Source organism: Schnuerera sp. xch1 (assembly GCF_019931165.1).
Classification (GTDB): Bacteria; Bacillota; Clostridia; order Tissierellales; family Tepidimicrobiaceae; genus JAIOUP01.
The window spans coordinates 18,111-37,985 of sequence record NZ_JAIOUP010000013.1 but is presented as its reverse complement, the minus strand read 5'-3'; the positions used below and the strand labels follow the sequence as shown (position 1 = coordinate 37,985).

Here is a 19,875-nt window from a genome sequence, read left to right as displayed (position 1 = left end):
AGAAGGTCGGTTAGTAAAATCAATTAGAGGTGATGAGATGAAAAGGGCATTGATTAGTGTTTATGATAAGACAGGAATAAAGGATTTTGCACATAAGTTAATGGATTTAGGCTGGGAGATTATTTCTACAGGAGGCACATATAAGGAATTGAAAAAAGCAGGAATAGATGTTATAGAGATAGAAAATATTACAGATTTTCCGGAAATATTGGATGGAAGGGTGAAGACATTAAATCCATACATTCATGGAGGAATATTATATAAAAGAGATGACAATTCTCATGTAAAAACAATAGAAGAAATGAACATTGGACCAGTAGATATGGTAGTAAATAACCTGTATCCATTTGAAGAAACTATAAATAAAGCTGATGTTTCTCACGATGAGATAATAGAAAATATAGATATAGGTGGACCTTCTATGATAAGAGCTGCTGCTAAAAACTATAAATATGTAAGCGTAATAGTTGATCCTAAAGACTATGATAAGGTTTTAGCTGAATTAGAAACAGATGAAGATACAAGTATAGAGACACGTAGGTATCTAGCTAGAAAGGTATTTAACTATACTGCATACTATGATGCATTGATATCTAATTATTTTAATCAATTAGATAATGTACAATATCCGGATTATGTAGCTCTTGGATATAAATTACAACAGGGATTGAGATATGGTGAAAATCCTCATCAAAGTGCAGCTTTTTATAGGGAAGCAGGCAAAATTAAAGGTACTATAGCAAATGGTGCAAAGCTACATGGGAAGGATTTATCATTTAATAATATCAATGATGCCAATGCTGCAATAGATATGATAAAAGAATTCGATGAACCAACAGTAGTAGCTTTAAAACATACAAATGCCTGTGGTATAGGAAGTGGAGATACACTTTTAGAAGCATATAATAAAGCCTACGAATGTGATACAGAATCCATTTATGGAGGAATCATAGTAGTTAATAGACAACTGGATAAAGATGTAGCAATGGAGATAAGTGAGATTTTCATAGAAGTTGTAATAGCACCTTCATTTACTAAAAAGGCCATGGATATTTTAACTAAAAAGAAAAACATAAGACTTATTCAGATAGAAGGTATAAAAAATATAAATAATAATGAAATAGATTTTAAAAGAGTATCAGGAGGATTGCTCATTCAGCAAAAGGATTCAATATTATTGAATGATGAAATAGAAGTTGCAACAGATAGGCAACCAACAAAGAAAGAGATGGAAGACCTATTATTTGCGTGGAAAGCTGTTAAAAATAATAAATCCAATGGAGTAGTCCTAGCTAAAGATAAAGCAACCCTAGGATTAGGAGCAGGTGAAGTAAATAGATTTTGGGCAGTGGAAAATACAATTGAAAGAGCGAAAGGTAAGGTAAAGGGGAGTGTATTGGCTTCAGATGCATTTTTTCCATTTAAAGATTCCATAGAAATACTTGCAAAAGCAGGTGTAACAGCAATTATTCAACCAGGAGGTTCCATTAGAGATAAGGAAGTAATAGAAGAAGCTAACAAGAATAATATGAGTATGGTATTTACAGGAATTAGGCATTTTAAACATTAGGAGGTTTAATATGAAGGTTATGGTTATAGGTAGTGGTGGAAGAGAACATGCTTTATGCTGGAAAATTGCACAGTCTCAAAAAGTAAACAAGCTATATTGTGCTCCAGGCAATGGTGGAACAAGTTTAGTGGCGGAAAACGTTGATATTAAAGCTAATGATATTGATGGATTATTGGATTTTGCAATAAAAAATGCTATGGATTTAACAGTAGTTGGTCCAGAAGAACCTTTAGTAATGGGTATAGTGGATAAATTTGAAGATAAAGGATTGAGGATATTTGGACCTAATAGAAGTTGTGCTAGATTAGAAGGAAGCAAGGAATTTGCAAAATCATTTATGAATAAATATGATATTCCTACTGCTAAATACAAGAGTTTTAGTAGCTATCAAGATGCTGTTGAACGATTAGATGAATTTTCTTTTCCATTGGTGATTAAAGCAGATGGATTGTGTTTAGGAAAAGGAGTATCAATTTGTGGCACAGAGGAAGAGGCAACTAATGTATTAAAGGAGATATTAAGAGATAATAAATTTGGTAAAGAAGGAGATACGGTAGTAGTGGAGGAATTTTTGGAGGGTATCGAAGCTTCACTACTATGTTTTGTAACAGAAGATAGGATAATTCCTATGGAAAGTGCAAAGGATTATAAAAAGATATATGAAAATGATTTAGGACCCAATACTGGAGGTATAGGATGTTTTTCACCAAGTCCGTTATTTACTGAGAAATTAATGAAAAAAATACAGAATGAAATATTGGATAGAATTTATTATGGTTTTAAAAGTGAAAAACTAAATTTCAAAGGAATTCTATATGTAGGGCTTATGGTAGTTTATAACGATCCATATGTTTTAGAATTCAATGTTAGGTTTGGAGATCCGGAAACAGAAGTTCTTATGCCTAGGCTTGAGTCGGATATAGTTGACCTATTTCAAAAGTCAATAGATTCTACACTAGATTATTCAGATGTCAAATGGAGTGATAAACATTGTTTGACTGTGGTAGCCACATCAAGAGGATATCCTATAGATTATAAAAAAGGATATGAAATAACTGGGTGTGAGGATTTAGATAGGAATATAATACTATTTCATAATGGAACAAAATATGATAATGGGAAACTTTTGACTAATGGCGGTAGAGTGTTGTCTATTACAGCATTGGAGGATTCATTACAAGAAGCTAGAAAAAGGATATATTCAAATATAGATAAAATAAATTTTGATGGTGTTTATTATAGAAAAGATATAGGAAAATAATAGATATATCCAAGAATTTTTCTGTAGTGATTAAATGAAATAAGCAGAGGGTTCTTGGATTTTTTTATTTCTTATGGTAATATTTTTATTGAGATACTAATATTTAGAAATTATTATATTATTTGCAGTAATATTATAGTATACTGAGAATAGAATCAGAGGGTGTGGATAGTGAGTTCATTGCAGAAGCCAATGCTGTATTCAATAATAATGTTTTTAGTTTATCTTGTAATTTATTTCATTCTCAAATGGAAGTTGAAAATAAATGAAGGAACATTTTTATTTCGATATGTTAATAAAATGCATAAATGGGTAGAAATTTTATTAGCTGTTGTGATGTTCGTAATTTATATTGTTACACTTATAATTGATAAACATTCACGCTATTTTATTCTTGGATATTTTTTTTGTTAAGTGGAATTCGAGCATTTATGGAATGGAAATTTGAAAAGGATTCAAAAAGATATGCTTTAAATGTTTTAACTATGGGGTTTATACTAACCTTTATATTAGGAGTGGAATTATTATTTTAGTAAGTTTTATTATAAAATATTTATTGTATATGAAAACCATTTCAAAAAGTCTGAAATATTTGATATAATACTATGAAATAATAAAATACTACATAGTACTTATTAAAATAATAAATTATGAATATTGATAGTATAAATAACTACAAGTATATATACCATTTAATTTAATAATGTTCATCCGGTTTTACCAAGGATGAAACTATAATAATAAAGGAGGTATGCAGTTGAAAACGGATGTTCAAATTGCTCAACAAGCTAAAATGCTACCAATAGTTGAGGTGGCTAAAAAAATAGGGCTAGAAGAGGATGATTTAATTCAGTATGGAAAGTATAAGGCAAAGGTTAGTTTAGATGTGTTTAAAAAATTTAAGGACAAAGAAGATGGAAAATTAATACTGGTAACAGCAATAAATCCAACTCCAGCTGGAGAAGGCAAGACCACTATAAATATTGGGCTTGCAATGGGGTTGAATAAAATAGGTAAAACTGCAATTACAGCTATAAGAGAACCATCACTTGGACCTAGTTTTGGTATAAAAGGTGGAGCTGCAGGAGGCGGATATGCACAAGTAGTACCTATGGAAGATATTAATTTACATTTTACAGGAGATCTTCATGCAATAACTACAGCTCACAACCTGATATCAGCTTTATTGGATAATCATATTCATCACGGAAATGAATTGAACATAGATCCAAGAAGAATTGTATGGAAAAGAGTACTAGATATGAATGACAGGGCGCTAAGAAATATAGTAGTAGGCCTCGGAGGCAAGGCAAATGGAGTACCAAGGGAAGATGGATTCGACATAACAGTAGCTTCAGAAATAATGGCAATCTTCTGCTTAGCAGAAGATTTACAGGATTTCAAAGAAAGAGTTGCAAGAATAATAGTTGCATATAAATATGATGGCAGTCCTGTATATGTTAGGGATTTAAAAGCACAAGGAGCAGTAGCTTTACTAATGAAAGATGCAATTAATCCAAATCTTGTTCAAACATTAGAAAATACACCAGCACTAATTCATGGAGGACCATTTGCAAATATAGCACATGGATGTAACTCTATGCAGGCAACAAAATTAGGATTAAAACTTGCAGATTATACAATTACAGAAGCAGGATTCGGTGCAGACTTAGGTGCAGAGAAATTTTTTGATATAAAAGCTAGATTTGGTGACTTAAACCCAGATGCTACTGTAATAGTAGCAACAGTAAGAGCATTAAAACATCATGGAGGAGCTAAAAAAGGTGAATTAGAAAATGAAGATCTAGATGCACTAGCAGAAGGGGTTGAAAACTTAGAAAAACATATAGAAAATGTTAATAAATTTGGGGTACCAGCAATTGTTGCTATAAACAGATTCCCTACAGATACAGAAGCAGAGCTTAACTTGTTAATGGAAAAATGTCAAGCATTAGGAGCAGAAACTGTATTATCAGAGGTATGGGCAAAAGGTGGAGAAGGTGCAATAGACTTAGCAGAAAAGGTAGTAAAAACATGTGAAACAAAAGAATCCAACTTTAAACCAATATATGATTCAGAAGAATCAATAAAGGCAAAAATTGATAAAATAGCTAAGGAAGTATACGGTGCTGATGGGGTTGAATATACTAAGAAGTGCGAGAAGAAAATAAAACAGATTGAAAATCTTGGTTTAGATAAGAAGCCAATTTGTATGGCAAAAACTCAGTACTCATTGTCTGATGATCCAAAATTATTAGCGAGACCAAAGGGATTCAAGATAACAGTTAGAGACATAAATGTATCTAATGGAGCAGGATTCCTAGTAGCTTTAACTGGGAACATAATGACTATGCCAGGACTTCCTAAGGTACCTGCTGCTAATAATATTGACATATTAGAAGACGGAGAGATAGTAGGGTTATTCTAGCATAAAAAGTCTGGGATTATAATCCCAGACTTTTTATATAGAAGTAGTGTAAAAATTGTTTTAAGGTGGTGATACTGTGGGAGGTTATAATTTTAAAATTAAAAGCGAACAGGTAGATGAGTTATTTAATGCAATTTTATTACTTAGAACTAGAGAAGAATGCTATAGGTTTTTCGAAGATATCTGTACAATAAAAGAAGTTCAATCTATCGCGCAAAGACTAGAAGTAGCCAAGCTTTTGACTACTAATAACACATATAATGAAATCGAGAAAAAAACAGGAGCCAGTACAGCCACTATTAGTAGGGTAAATAGATGTTTAAATTATGGGGCAGACGGATATAAGATTGCATTAAAAAGACTTGGGTTTTTAGAAGACCAAGAATAGATTTGGTATGTTATAATAATTCTGAATTAAATATAAAAATTTAATTGAACAGTCCGGCATTAATTTTACTAAATTTTATAATTAAAACATTAAAATATTAGTGCCGGCTACTTAGTTTAGTAGAGGTGATCTTGGTGAAAAGAGTTTTATCAAATTTTTTGAAAGGATTGGTTATTGGTACAGGAGCTATTGCACCAGGGGTAAGTGGTGGAGCAATAGCTGTAGTATTTGGAATGTATAGAAATCTTACTCGTGCAATAGCAAATATTTTTACAGATTTTAAGAATAAGGTCTTATATTTAATTCCCATAGGATTGGGTGGCATTATAGGAATATTAGTATTTAGTAATATTTTTAAATATCTTTTTAAAAATTATAATATAGAAATTAGATATTTGTTTATTGGACTTATGCTTGGAACATTCCCTTCACTGTTTAAGACGGCCAATAAAAATGGATTTAAAAAGAAGTATATGATTCCTTTTATTATAGCATTATCTATCACAGTAATGTTTACTCTTTCGGAAAATAATATAATTGATATTATCCCCAATGGAGAACCAGGAACAATACAACTTATTTTATATGGGATAATTATTGGATTTGGTACTATAATACCAGGAGTAAGTTCTTCTGTTATACTTATGTATATAGGTGCGTATGATTTTGTATTAGAAGCAATATCAACCATTGATTTATTATTGTTAATACCAATGGGAATAGGATTTGGAATCTGTTTTCTTTTGCTTGCGAAGGTGATATCCACATTATTTGATAAGTTATATGGATTTACATATTATGCAGTATTAGGTTTTGTTTTAGGCTCTATAATACCTATTTATCCTGGATTCATATTGAATTTTAAATATTTTATAGGTGTATTGATTATGATTGTAGGTTTCTATTTATCATTTTATTTAAGTATACGAGCAAAAATTAAAAAAATCAAATAAGAGAAATTTATAACCCAGTATTTTTAGTGCTGGGTTATTTCATGTGTAAATTACATTGACAATAAATATGTATTAGCGTACAATAATAATATAACATATGAACAATTGTTCAAGTGTTCATTTAAAAAGGGGTGTGAATTATGAAGCATAGCAATATCGACAGGTGTGATTGTACTCTTATTCATGAAGATGTTGTGAACAAAGTAAAAAGTAATATGCCTGAGGAAGAGACTCTCTATGATCTTGCTGAGCTATTTAAAGTATTTGGAGATACGACTAGAGTAAAAATACTTTGGGCATTAGATGAAACTGAAATGTGTGTTTGTGATATTGCAGCATTACTTAATGTTACTCAATCCGCGGTTTCTCATCAGCTGAGGGTTTTAAAGCAAGCAAGACTAGTAAAAAATAGAAGAGCAGGAAAAGTAGTTTACTACTCATTAGATGATGAGCATGTAAAGGAAATATTTAATCAAGGTTTAGTTCATATCAAAGAAGATTAAAGCATTAAGGGGGTATCGTATTGTGACAGCTGTTGTTAAGAGAGAACTGTTATTAGAAGGTCTGGATTGTGCTAATTGTTCAACTAAAATTGAAAAGGAAGTTAATGAAATAGATGGAATAAGTGCATCGATGAATTTTATGACAAAAACACTTACATTTGAAACCAGTAATGACAGTGAATTTGATAGTATTTTAGGGCAAATTAATTCTATAGTTCATAAGTATGAACCACATGTAAAAGTTATAGATAAAAATAGAGATAATGATGATAATGATGAAGATGATAATGATGAAAAGGAAAGTTATAAAGGGAAAATTATTCAAATAGGGGTAAGTGCTGTTCTATTTGCAATATGTTTAGCCTTAAACTTACCAAATTGGATGGAACTTACTATATTTTTAATAAGCTATCTAATAGTAGGAGGCGAAGTATTATTAAGGGCTATTAAAAATATTGCAAAAGGGCAAGTGTTTGATGAAAATTTCCTTATGGGGATTGCTACAATAGGTGCTTTTCTAGTAGGCGAGTTTCCAGAAGGTGTTGCAGTTATGTTATTTTACCAAGTAGGAGAACTATTTCAGGATATAGCTGTAGATCGTTCCAGAAAGTCAATAAGTGAATTGATGGATATAAGACCTGATTTTGCAAATCTAAAGGTTGGAGATAATATGATAAAGGTATTTCCTGAGGAAGTAAGTATTGGAGATATAATAGTTGTAAAACCAGGTGAAAAGGTTCCACTTGACGGTAAAGTTATAGAAGGATATTCAATGGCTGATACATCTGCATTAACAGGTGAATCTGTTCCAAGAGAATTGGAGCCAGGAAGTGATGCATTAAGTGGATTTATAAATAATAATGGAGTTTTAACTATAAAGGTTACTAAGAATTATGGGGAATCAACTGTTTCTAAGATTTTAGATTTGGTTCAAAATGCTAGTAGTAGAAAAGCTCCTACAGAAAATTTTATTACTAAATTTGCAAGATACTATACGCCAGTAGTTGTATTTGCAGCTATGTCAATTGCATTTATTCCGCCGATAATATTGCAAGATGCAACATTCTCAGATTGGATATATAGGGCATTGATATTTCTAGTAATATCATGTCCATGTGCATTAGTCATATCAATACCTTTAGGTTTCTTTGGTGGCATAGGAGGAGCTTCAAAGAAGGGTATATTGGTGAAAGGAAGTAATTTCTTAGAAGCTTTAAACAATGTAGAAACAGTTGTGTTTGATAAGACTGGCACATTGACAAAAGGAGTATTTAATGTAAGTGAAATAAATCCTCAAAATGGATTTACTGAAGAAGAATTAATAGAATATGCAGCCTATGCTGAAAGCTTTTCAAATCATCCTATCGCAACTTCCATAATGAAGGAATATGGAAAAGAAGTTGATAAGGCTAAGGTTGAAAGTTATGATGAAATATCTGGTCATGGTACTAAAGTGATAGTTGATGAGAAAGGGGTACTGGCAGGTAATGTGAAATTGATGAATAAAGAGAATATAAGCTACAGAAACGTTGAATCAATTGGAACCATTGTTCATGTATCAGTAGATGGGAAATATGCTGGTAATATAGCTATTTCTGATGAGGTTAAAGATGACTCAAAAATTGCAATTGAAACTTTAAAGGCTCTTGGTGTTAAAAAGGCAGTTATGCTAACAGGAGATACAAAAAAGGCTGGTGAAAGAGTAGGTCATGAATTGGGTTTGGATGAGGTTTATTCAGAGCTGTTGCCTACTGATAAGGTAGAAAAACTGGAATCACTTGATAGTCAAAAACCCTCTAAAGGGAAACTTGTATTCATAGGTGATGGTATAAATGATGCACCGGTTCTAGCTAGAGCAGATATTGGCATAGCTATGGGAGGATTAGGTTCCGATGCAGCAATAGAAGCTGCAGATATAGTAATAATGACAGATGAGCCATCAAGAATATCCTCGGCTATTAAAATTGCTAAAAAGACACAGAAAATTGTATGGCAGAATATTGTATTTGTAATAGGTGTAAAGCTTATTTTCCTAATAATGGGTGCATTTGGAATAGCCACAATGTGGGAAGCGGTATTTGCAGATGTAGGAGTAGCGGTTATTGCAATATTGAATTCCATGAGGGCAATGAGGTGATAATGTATAATTGAGAAACATAATAAACATTAAAATTAGGCTAGTGAATGGCTACGACATATTTAGAAAGAACGCGCTTCCATTCCAAGATTCGTGAAGTATTACGACACGGGAAAAAAGTGGCTGCGAAGATCGCTATCGCTATAATACGCAACTAAACGATTTTTTCCCCTAGTCGAATACTTTATACGAATCTTTCCGAAGTCGAGCTTATCTTTCTAAATATGTCTTCACTTATTAAGATTCCTAGGGTTTAACCCGAGTTTATTTTACATAATTAACCAAAGATCCAATCTTCTCTACATAACATTCCACTACATCTCCAGATTTCAAATACTTATGTGGTGTAAATCCTATTCCTACACCTGATGGGGTTCCTGTTAGTATAATGTCACCCGCTCTTAGAGTTAGCCCTTTTGATAGGTCTGAGATTATAGTTGGTATATCGAATATTAGATTTTTGGTATTAGAGTTTTGTCTAATTTCTCCATTTATCTTACAGTTGATATCCAATTCAATTGGAAAGCTTATTTCAGATTTATCCACTATATATGGTCCCATTGGAGTAAATGTGTCCAGGCTTTTCCCTTTAAACCACTGTACATGTTTAGTTTGAATATCTCTTGCTGATATATCGTTTCCGATGGTATAACCAAATATATAATCTTCAGCATCGTCAGGAGAAATATCCTTACCGTCCTTTCCAATAATAATAGCCAATTCTACTTCATAATCAATTTTTTCAGTATAATCCTTAGGTATTATAACCTTGTCCATATGTCCTATTGCAGGATCTGTCACCTTTGTAAAGTAAATAGGATAGTCAGGAACAGCTGCTTTTCCACCAGGCAAACTCTTTACTTCCATAGCGTGGTCAGCGTAGTTCTTTCCTAGACAGAATACATTTCTGCGAGGATATGGTATTGGAGCGGTGATTTTTATGTCATCAATAGATATAGTATTATCCACACTACCGTTTAAAACATTTCCTAATTCAAGTATTATATCATCGGAATAAGTACGAATGAATTCCAATAGATTTTCGAGTACTTTTCTGTTTAGCTTTCCAAGTAATACATTCATAGGGAATACACTAATATTATCTTCATTAAAAACTCCATAACCTTCATTTCCATCATATATGTACGAAACAAACTTCATTTTATCAACTCCCCCTTATTTATATTTACTATTATCTATATGATAACATAAATATATCATAATGAAGTTCATTAATCATAAGTGTCGTAAAAATTAATAGGGGAAGGAATTGTATAAAAAAATAGCTCCAAATCGAGCTATTTTTCAGGCAGTTTCATTTGATTTTTTCTTTAATTTAGGCATATTATCATATCTACCAATTCCAAATATTATTGTTACAAACATTACTGCAAGCATTGCATATGCATATAATACATATGGGGCAACTTGTGTAGCTGAAAGTGGAATAGGGCTATCCTTTGCAAAACTTATAGTATAGATTATAGCTGGTGTCCAAGGCAATGCATATGCAAATGTATTGGACTGTGCATCTAATAAGTTTGCAGTTCTATATGGGCTGATACCATATCTTTGACTTAATGGTTTAGCAAAAGAAGCACCCACTGCTAAGATTGCTGGCGCATTTAATCCCATTAGTCCAGATAGTATTATAATCATTGCGCTTATAACGAATTCTGCACCTTGTGCAGTTCTTGCAATTTTTCCAAGTACATTTAATAGTTTTATATCACCACGGCCTGCTCTCATTATTTCTATTGAACCAAAAAGTAGAAGGGCTAAGATAATAACTTGTATCATACTAAATAATCCTGAGTAGATGACACCATCAACTGTCCTATCCATACCAGTACCGGAAACTCTGATTAAGGCCTCTTTAGCTACATTTGCAGCAGGATCTATTTGTATAAAATTAAATAACCCAGCTAATACAGCTGTAGCACCTGCCAAAACGGAACCTATGGTAGTAGCAACTATTATATCGCCTACTTTTATAGCAATCATAATAGTAATGGCAACAGGAATCAACATCACCAAGGTTTTTGGATTGTATTCAACAGCTACTTGAGATGATATGGTTCCATCATAACCTGACCCTATAATTAAAATTCCAATGATGACTATAATACCAGCTGAGATGGCATATTTAAGTCTTGATTTTACTACTCCTGGTACATCAACCCCTTGGCTAGTTGCTGAGCAGATAGTAGTATCGGATATAGGAGCAACGTTATCTCCAAATATTCCACCAGATATTATAGCTCCGGCTAATAGAGCAGGATGAGCTCCTAAAGCAATACCTGCAGGATATAAAACTCCCATACCAGTTGCTATAGTACCAAACCCAGTACCAGTTGCGGTGGCAAATATAGCACAAGCTATAAAGCTGACAATTATGAAGAAAGTTCCTTTAATTCCTATTGAAGCAGCTACTCCTGCAATACCATTTGCCAATCCTGACGAACGAAGAATTGTGGCGAAAACTCCAGCAAATATCCAACAAACTATTGGGATAATTGCTTCTCTACTTGACATCCCCTTTATGATTGTTTCAGCATATAATTTTTTATCCTTTGCAAAGAAAAAGGCAATGATTAAGGCGCTAAATGCTGGTATCCAAAGTGCTCCATTAGAAGTTGACTTCCAGATAAATGTAGTGAGTACAATCAATACTAGGAATACAACAAATGGTAAAAATGACACCCATTCATTACCATAAAACTCCAGATCTGTAGATCGTTTTTCCATAATGATACCTCCTTGAAATTGTGTGGGCAAAAACAACTTAATAGAAAGTATAAAAGTGTAATGTACGTTAAAACACTGTGTAATATCATTCATTGTGAGAAGAACCTTTCTATATAATACCATAATAATACTATAAATATGATAATAATTGATAAGTTGATGAAATAAAAACGCAATGTATCACTTAGCTAGTTCATTGTGTTGTTTTAGACTTACCTGTTAAATAATCTTCTGAATTTAATATTGTTAAAATTATAATAATTAAAGCCTAAGGCTATCATGTTATTTAGGTATATTTGTTTTTACCAAATTTAATATTAATTTATAGAAATTTTGCTAGAGCATGTGTTTTATATTGACAGCTTCTTAGAAAGACTCAATAATTTAGAAATCAAACAAATTAAATTTTCTGATATCTAATAGTTGGTTTACTTGATTGCTAAAAATGTGTAAGCCAACTATTTTTTCATATTTACAATTGTAAATATATGAAAAAATATTGAAAAAATTTTGTACAATAAACAAAAAAGCATAAAAGCATAAATAATTTATAGAAAATTGTAAATAATCACAAAATTTATTCAAATAATTCATTGTACAATATTACTAAGTTTAGTTTATAAATTTTGTAAACTTAATGTTTATTATAAAAAATAATGAAATATTCTAACTCGCGTGTTTGATTTTCAATATAGAACCTAATTATATCACATAACTGTCAACATTTTATTTAAGTTTACAAGAAGTAATCATATTAAATTTAAAGGGGGTCAAATTTATGAAAGAGTATTTACAAGTAGCAAATCAACCTATGATGTGGTTGATGGTTTTACCAGCAATTATTGTAGTATTAGCTCAGGTATTTTTTATTGCTAAAAGAGCATTTGCCACAGCTGAAGAAGTGGAAATGACAAAAGAAGAATCAAGAAAAGCATTTAGAATAGGTTTTGTATCTGGTATTGGTCCTGCTTTATCCGTATTTATAGTAATGGTAGCTATGATAGCAGTTTTAGGAGGTCCTATAACTTGGTTGAGAACAGTTATTATAGGAGCTGCATCAACGGAACTTACAGCTGCAACTTTTGGAGCTGAAGCTATGGGAGTTGAATTTGGTAGTCCTGAATATGGAATTACAGAATATGCAAATTCCATATTAGCAATGGTATTGAATGGATCAGGTTGGCTTATAATTTGTGGATTATTTACTGATAAATTGGGTGTAATACAAGATAAAATAGCTGGTGGAAATACAGCGTTATACGGCATAATAGGAAGTGCAGCAATAACTGCAGCTTTCTCATTTTTATTAAGTGATCATTTAAGAGCTGGGGGAGGGAGTGCTCTAACAGCAGTTATATCTGGACTTACAATGGTAGTAATAATGCGAATTTGTAAGAAATATCCTAAGCTAGAAGAATTAAGTTTAGGAATAGCAATGGTAATTGGAATGGCTGTTAGTGCAATTGTCTTTCCACAATAAAGAGGGGGGTTAGATAATGGAAAAAAATATAGATCAAACTTATAATCAAAAATTCACGATACCAGTAATTAGAATAGGTAGAATTTCGATGTTTATAGCAACACTTGCATGTTTTGTTCCTTCAATTTATTTAGCAATAAGATATGGTGCAAGGCCACCGATAGGTGCAATATTAGCAGGATGGGGTTTAACAGCTGCTGTATACGCTCCATTTTATTTTATTGAACCTATATCTTATTTTCCAGTTTTAGGAATTGCAGGAACCTATATGTCTTTTTTGGCTGGTGAAATAGGGAATATGAGACTTCCATGTGCAGCTGTTGCACAAAGTGTTTTAAAAGTTGAAGAAGGAACCAAAAAATCAGAATTAGTCGGCACATTGGCTATAGCTGGATCAGTTGTTACTAGTGTAATAGCAGGAACGCTTTCAGTATTTGTAGGTAGTTTCATACTTAACGTGTTACCTGCTAGTGTTCTAAGAGCATTTGATTTCGTATTGCCAGCGGTATTTGGTTCAATGTTTGCTATTAAGGCTCCTAAATTTGGTGTTTATGCATTAGCATTAGTTTTAATTCTTAAAATATTTACTCCATTACCTGTATTTGCAATATTACCACTAACTGTATTTTCAACTATTGCATTTGGAATTTTTGAACACAAGAAGAAAAATTCTAAAGGAGCTGAAAAATAGACTAATACAAGAAGGTGAATATTATTATGATCAATAATGAAGTGATTTCAGATGAAACTTTAGTAGACGAAGCGGTTAAAGTGCTAAAGGAAATGGTGAATTTTAAAACTGTTAATGAACCAGGTGATGAGAAACCATTAGCAGAATATATAAAGAAATTTTTGGACGATATTGGCCTGGAAACTGAATTGGATGATTTAGGAGACAATAGAGCTAATGTTATAGGGAGATTAAGGGGAACTGGTGAAAGAGAAACTTTGTTATTTAACGGGCATTTAGATACGGTTCCACCTGGAGATATTGAATGGCAATATAACCCATACAGCGGAGATATAGTTGATGGGAAAGTCTATGGAAGAGGCACAGCAGATATGAAAGGTGGATTAGCTGCTATGCTCATAGCTCTTAAGACTATAAAGAATTCTGGATTAGAGCTGAAAGGAGATTTCGTATATTCTGCAACTGCAGGAGAGGAAACTGTTAGTATAGGTGCAGTTAAATTTGTAAATGATGGTGGATTAGATGATATTGGTGCAATAATCATAGGTGAACCTAGTTCTGAAAAAATTAATATAGCTGAAAAAGGTGCCTTTTGGATAGAAATAACTACTTATGGGCAGACAGCACATGGAGCGTTTCCGGGAAAAGGAGTAAATGCAGTTGTTTACATGAATTATTTAGTATCTAAGCTATTAAAGTATAAATTTAAATATGAGAAAAATGAAATTGTAGGACATCCAACGATGAATATCTCAACGATTCATGGCGGTGTTAAAACTAATGTAGTACCAGATAAGTGTAGTATTACTATAGATATGAGAACTGTACCAGGTATGGAACATGATGAAATAATAGCAGATTTTGAGAAGATTATTAATAAGTTATCAACTGAAATAAGTGGTTTCAAAGCTGATATTAAGGTATTGAATAACAGAAAAGCAGTAGAGACTAACAGTGATCATCCTTTTGTAAAACTTGCTGAAGACACATATAAAGAAGTATTTGGTAAGTATATAAAAGCAACAGGGGTAAGCTTTTATACAGATGCCTCGATATTTTTACCAGCTAAGCAAGTCCCTTGTATATTCTATGGTCCTGGTGATTCGAATATGGCTCATCAACCAAATGAATATATTACAATTGATAGCTTAGAAAACGCAATAAAGTATTATGTTGGGTTAATTGAGAATTATTTGGTAAGATAGGAGGGAATCTAATGGATGTTATTAAAAAAGCTAAAGGTGTTGAAGAATATATAATAAAATGTAGGAGAGATTTACATCAGATACCTGAACTTGGATTGAATTTGCCCAAGACTTCTGCATATGTTGCAAGCGAGATTAGAAGTATGAGTATTGAATTTAGGGAAAATGTAGCAGGTTCTGGAGTAGTAGGATTAATAAAGGGTAGTAAAGATGGTAAAACTATAGCTTTAAGAGCTGACATGGATGCTTTACCAATTAAAGAGGAAACTGGTTTATCTTTCGCATCACAAAATGATAATATGCATGCTTGTGGACATGATGCTCATACGGCTATACTATTAGGAGTTGCTAAAGTACTTAGTGAAAATAAGGATGAAATATATGGAAATGTAAAGCTTATATTTCAGCCAGCTGAAGAAAGTCCTGGTGGAGCTAAACCAATGTTAGAAGCTGGGGCGTTTGAAAATCCTAAAGTAGATGCAGTTTTAGGTCTTCACGTTGGGAATTTAATAAATACCGTTACTAAAAACGGGTCTATAGGGGTATGCTATAGTAATATGATGGCTTGCCTAGATAGCTTTAAAGTTAAGCTTATAGGAAAAGGTTGTCACGGCGCATATCCTCAAAGTGGCGTGGATCCTGTAGTTGTCGTAAGTCACTACTTAACAGTTATTCAAACCATAATAAGTAGAGAACTGGCAGGAACAGATAGTGCTGTTATTACAGTGGGAAAAATAAATGGAGGGCAAGCGTATAATATTATACCCAACAGTGTGGAATTAGAAGGAACTGTAAGAGCAGTAGACCAGAATATAAGAGAATATATTGCCAGGAGACTTGAGGAGATAGCCAAGGATTTATCGAAGACCATGAGAGGAACTTGCGAATTTAGTTATAATTTTGGATATCCTCCGTTGGTAAATGACGAGGAATTTACAAAGTATTTTGTAGAATCTGCTAAGAAAATTGTTCCTAGGGAAGATATTATTGAACTGAAGAAACCATCCATGGGTGGAGAAGATTTTTCATATTATTTGAAACAGGTACCAGGAACCTTTATATTTATGGATACTCCAATGGCAATAGATGGCCACGTTTATCCAAATCATAATCCAAAGTTTGCTATTGATGAATCCCAGCTATTTAAAGGAGCAGCTTTGTTAATACAAGGAGCATTGGATTATTTAGAATAGATTCCAGAGATTAAAAACAACCTTTATTATATAATAGAGGTTGTTTTTAATATTATACTATAATTATCTTATAGCGAGGGGTGCATATGGATGGGTGTTAGTATTAATGAAATATTACGGTCAAGATTTTTTAAGGATTACTATTTAATCGCAGGAACAAGTGATATGAATATAAGCATACAAGGCGTAGTACTATTTGATGCTCCAGACGGCTATAAATGGATGAAAGGAGGGGAGTTTGTATTAACTACTGGGTATTTTTTTAAGGATAATATTGAACATTTTAAAGAAGTTATTAAGTTTTTAAATAGTAAAGGCAATTGCGCTCTAGGAATTAAAAAGGATAGATTTTTAAAAGAAATTCCTGAAGAAATAGTGAATTTATGTAATAAAATAGCTTTTCCACTAATTAATATACCTTATGAAGTAGCATGGATTGATATAATAAATGCGATTAATTCTATTGTTATGAATAGATTTATTATTCGAATAAACGAAGTAAATTATATGAGTCAACATTTCACGAGCAATAATTTTTATAAAAAGATTGAAAATATAATGATATGCTTATCTAAAGAAGTGAATTGTCCGATTTCAATAATAGATACCATAGATAATAAATTAATTATTTACCCTACTGACTTTAAGTCAAAAAAAGAATTAAAAGTTTTGCTGGGAAATGTATTATCCAATTATCAAAAAGAATTGTTGAGTGAGCAATTAAATATTTACCGTATTACTGATATGAGTAATAAAAAATCTTGGATTGAAATGGATATAAAAATTAACAGTTCATCTGTATCGAAACTGATAGTATGGGAAAAAAATAGGAAAATAGATTACTATGATATGTTTGCATTAGAATTAAGTTATTCATTGATTATGGAAGTATATGAGCAAATCTATGTTATGAATTCATTTGAAAAATTGTATTATGATGATCTTATTAAATCGTTAGTTAATGGAACTATAGATTGTAAGTGGGAGCTCATTAGAGCAAAAAAGAAAATTCATAATTTCAGATTGAATATTGATAGCAAGTTCATATGCTTAATTTTAAAACTAGAGGAGAAAAACCTATCTTTTTATTCAATAAGAGAAAAAATATATGGTAACTTATTGTTAAAAATTCCAAAGAATGAAGCTATATTTGGTATTGTAGATGATAATATTTTAGTGATTATTAAAGATGTATCGAAGTATAAAAGTGATGCAGTGAAAAATGTTCAGAAAGAGTTTAGGGAATTGCTAGAAAAAACAGGAGATCAATTTAAATTAAAAAATATAAAAGTAGGTATAGGTGATATAACAGATGATATCTGTTCGATAAAGAGAAGTTATATTGAGGCTTTAAAAGCTATAGAAGTAGGAAAGTATATTTATCCAGACAAAAGGATAATTAGTTTCGAAGATCTAGGACTATTTGGGTTATTTAGAATAGAAAACATTCAACGTAAGAATTTTGAAAACACCTTGAAGACAATTTATCCTATATTTAAAGAAAGTAATTGGGAAGAGCTATTAACAACTCTAAAGGTATATTTGGAAAGTGCATCTAATAGCAATGTTACTGCAGAAAAACTATTTGTCCATAGCAATACAGTTAGATATAGAATCTCCAAAATTAAAGAATTATGCAATGTAGATCTGGAGGATTCCACAGAAAGATTGAAAATGGAGATAACTTTGAAGTTTATTGAGGTTCTAAAAAAGGAATTTAAAAGTGGAAATTATACTTTATAATTTCAATCACTAGATATTACTTTAGAAATCTAGTGCTGATTAGAAATTTAAATGAACTATAAGGGAAGATTTTCCACATATTTACTGTGTTTACAGCCAAAAAATAGTTTCCATAATAAAAATTTTATTATATAATATGTATTATATTTTTTATTAGAAGGGAAGTTATTTATGCAGAAAATACTAGATACTAGAGATGAACAAATAAGATGTATTAAAAGAATAATAGAAGAAAAGAACGTTAGATTTATTGTTTTACAATTAGCGGATATATTAGGATCTGTAAAGAGTACTACATTGCCAGTAAATCAGATCGATAAGATATTAAATAATGAGATTATGTTTGATGGATCATCAATAGATGGATTTACACGTATAGAAGAATCGGATATGTATCTCTATCCAGATCTATCAACATTCGTTTTGTTTCCATGGCCAACTCACAATGGATATACAGTAGCTAGAATGATATGTGATGTATACACTCCTAATGGAGAACCTTTTGAGGGATGTCCTAGAAATGTACTTAAAAAAGCATTGAAAAAAGCGTGTGATATGGGATATACATTTTATGTAGGGCCTGAACCTGAGTTTTATATGTTTAATGTAGACGAAAAGGGAAATCCTGTACTGGAGAATAATGACAAAGCGGGATATTTTGATATGGCTCCAATGGACAAGGGTGAAAGTGTACGAGAGGCCATAACCATAGCATTAGAAGGTTTTGGATTTGAGGTTGAAGCTTCACATCATGAAGGTGGACCAGGTCAACATGAAATAGATTTTAAATATGCAGATGCACTTACTACTGCAGATAATATAATGACTTTTAAATATGTGGTTAAGAAAATAGCAGATGATTTTGGACTATTTGCTACCTTTATGCCAAAGCCAGTAGAAGGAATTGCAGGTTCTGGAATGCATTTAAATATGTCTTTGTTTGAAGGTAAAGAAAACATATTCTATGATAAAAATAAAGAGAATGGTCTAAGTGATGAAGCTATGTATTTTATCGGTGGATTATTAAAAAATGCCAAAGGATTTGCAGCTATTACAAATCCACTAATAAATTCTTATAAAAGGTTGACAAATGGATTCGAAGCTCCAGTAAATATAGCTTGGTCGGAAAAGAATAGGAGTCCTCTTGTAAGGGTACCAGCCAAAAGAGGATTAAGTACAAGAGTTGAGCTAAGAAATCCAGACCCATCCTGTAACCCCTATTTAGCTCTTGCTATAGCTTTAACTGCAGGACTTGATGGAATTGCAAACAAGATAGTTCCACCACAGCCTATTAATAGGAATATTTATGAAATGGGTTTCGAAGAAAGACAACAAAATCATATTGAATCCTTACCTAAGAATATATATGAAGCATTGATGGAATTATCCAGTAATGATTTGATAAAAGGAGCTTTGGGGAGTCATATAACAAATAAATTTACTACCGCTAAATTTGAGGAATGGAAAGATTACACAATGAAAGTTCATGAATGGGAGATAGATCAATATTTAAGAGCATATTAAATGGAAAAGTGAAATTAAAAGCAAGGTAATTACCTTGCTTTTAATTTTTAT

15 protein-coding genes and 1 pseudogene are annotated in these 19,875 nt (G+C 31.9%); 14 read left to right on the top strand and 2 right to left on the bottom strand.

The window, feature by feature from the left end; genetic code table 11:
• Positions 1–37 precede the first annotated feature (37 nt).
• From purH to K8M07_RS09580, 8 genes and pseudogenes are all read left to right on the top strand, one after another.
• Complete coding sequence (gene purH / locus K8M07_RS09615) at positions 38–1,570, top strand: bifunctional phosphoribosylaminoimidazolecarboxamide formyltransferase/IMP cyclohydrolase (protein WP_223378310.1); 1,533 nt, start codon at positions 38–40, stop codon at positions 1,568–1,570.
• Between the two features lie 10 nt (positions 1,571–1,580).
• Positions 1,581–2,831: a phosphoribosylamine--glycine ligase gene (gene purD / locus K8M07_RS09610; RefSeq protein WP_223378239.1), complete on the top strand. Its 1,251-nt coding sequence runs from the start codon at positions 1,581–1,583 to the stop codon at positions 2,829–2,831.
• A gap of 395 nt (positions 2,832–3,226) precedes the next feature.
• A pseudogene (locus tag K8M07_RS12860) lies at positions 3,227–3,364 on the top strand (DUF4181 domain-containing protein); the annotation flags it as partial.
• A gap of 224 nt (positions 3,365–3,588) precedes the next feature.
• Complete coding sequence (locus K8M07_RS09600) at positions 3,589–5,259, top strand: formate--tetrahydrofolate ligase (protein ID WP_263282513.1); 1,671 nt, start codon at positions 3,589–3,591, stop codon at positions 5,257–5,259.
• A gap of 76 nt (positions 5,260–5,335) precedes the next feature.
• Positions 5,336–5,647, top strand: coding sequence for a YerC/YecD family TrpR-related protein (locus K8M07_RS09595; RefSeq protein WP_223378233.1), 312 nt, complete (start codon positions 5,336–5,338; stop codon positions 5,645–5,647).
• A 134-nt stretch (positions 5,648–5,781) separates the two neighbouring features.
• Positions 5,782–6,600 carry an undecaprenyl phosphate translocase family protein gene (locus K8M07_RS09590; protein WP_223378231.1) on the top strand — a complete coding sequence of 273 codons (819 nt, stop codon included), beginning with the start codon at positions 5,782–5,784 and terminating at the stop codon, positions 6,598–6,600.
• A 140-nt stretch (positions 6,601–6,740) separates the two neighbouring features.
• Positions 6,741–7,103 carry an ArsR/SmtB family transcription factor gene (locus tag K8M07_RS09585; RefSeq protein WP_223378229.1) on the top strand — a complete coding sequence of 121 codons (363 nt, stop codon included), beginning with the start codon at positions 6,741–6,743 and terminating at the stop codon, positions 7,101–7,103.
• A gap of 22 nt (positions 7,104–7,125) precedes the next feature.
• Positions 7,126–9,240 (top strand): heavy metal translocating P-type ATPase, encoded by a 2,115-nt coding sequence (locus K8M07_RS09580; protein ID WP_223378227.1) that lies wholly within the window; start codon positions 7,126–7,128, stop codon positions 9,238–9,240.
• A 264-nt stretch (positions 9,241–9,504) separates the two neighbouring features.
• Here K8M07_RS09580 and K8M07_RS09575 read toward each other — a convergent pair whose 3' ends face one another.
• Positions 9,505–10,401, bottom strand: coding sequence for a fumarylacetoacetate hydrolase family protein (locus K8M07_RS09575; protein ID WP_223378225.1), 897 nt, complete (start codon positions 10,399–10,401; stop codon positions 9,505–9,507).
• 144 nt (positions 10,402–10,545) lie between these two features.
• On the bottom strand, positions 10,546–11,988 hold the full coding sequence (locus tag K8M07_RS09570) for a Na+/H+ antiporter NhaC family protein (protein WP_223378223.1): 1,443 nt from the start codon (positions 11,986–11,988) through the stop codon (positions 10,546–10,548).
• A gap of 778 nt (positions 11,989–12,766) precedes the next feature.
• Between K8M07_RS09570 and K8M07_RS09565 the strand changes: the two genes are divergently transcribed.
• The 6 genes from K8M07_RS09565 to glnA all read left to right on the top strand — a co-directional run bounded on the left by K8M07_RS09565 (position 12,767) and on the right by glnA (position 19,824).
• Positions 12,767–13,468, top strand: a complete 702-nt coding sequence (locus tag K8M07_RS09565) for a DUF5058 family protein (protein WP_223378221.1) — start codon at positions 12,767–12,769, stop codon at positions 13,466–13,468.
• 16 nt (positions 13,469–13,484) lie between these two features.
• Positions 13,485–14,159 (top strand): hypothetical protein, encoded by a 675-nt coding sequence (locus tag K8M07_RS09560; RefSeq protein ID WP_223378219.1) that lies wholly within the window; start codon positions 13,485–13,487, stop codon positions 14,157–14,159.
• A gap of 26 nt (positions 14,160–14,185) precedes the next feature.
• The gene (locus K8M07_RS09555) at positions 14,186–15,364 is read left to right on the top strand and encodes a M20 family metallopeptidase (RefSeq protein WP_223378217.1); all 1,179 of its coding nucleotides are present in this window, start codon (positions 14,186–14,188) and stop codon (positions 15,362–15,364) included.
• A gap of 11 nt (positions 15,365–15,375) precedes the next feature.
• Positions 15,376–16,557: a M20 family metallopeptidase gene (locus K8M07_RS09550; protein ID WP_223378215.1), complete on the top strand. Its 1,182-nt coding sequence runs from the start codon at positions 15,376–15,378 to the stop codon at positions 16,555–16,557.
• 90 nt (positions 16,558–16,647) lie between these two features.
• Positions 16,648–18,300, top strand: coding sequence for a PucR family transcriptional regulator (locus K8M07_RS09545; protein WP_223378213.1), 1,653 nt, complete (start codon positions 16,648–16,650; stop codon positions 18,298–18,300).
• A 171-nt stretch (positions 18,301–18,471) separates the two neighbouring features.
• Complete coding sequence (gene glnA, locus K8M07_RS09540) at positions 18,472–19,824, top strand: type I glutamate--ammonia ligase (protein WP_223378211.1); 1,353 nt, start codon at positions 18,472–18,474, stop codon at positions 19,822–19,824.
• The last annotated feature ends 51 nt before the right edge of the window (positions 19,825–19,875 follow it).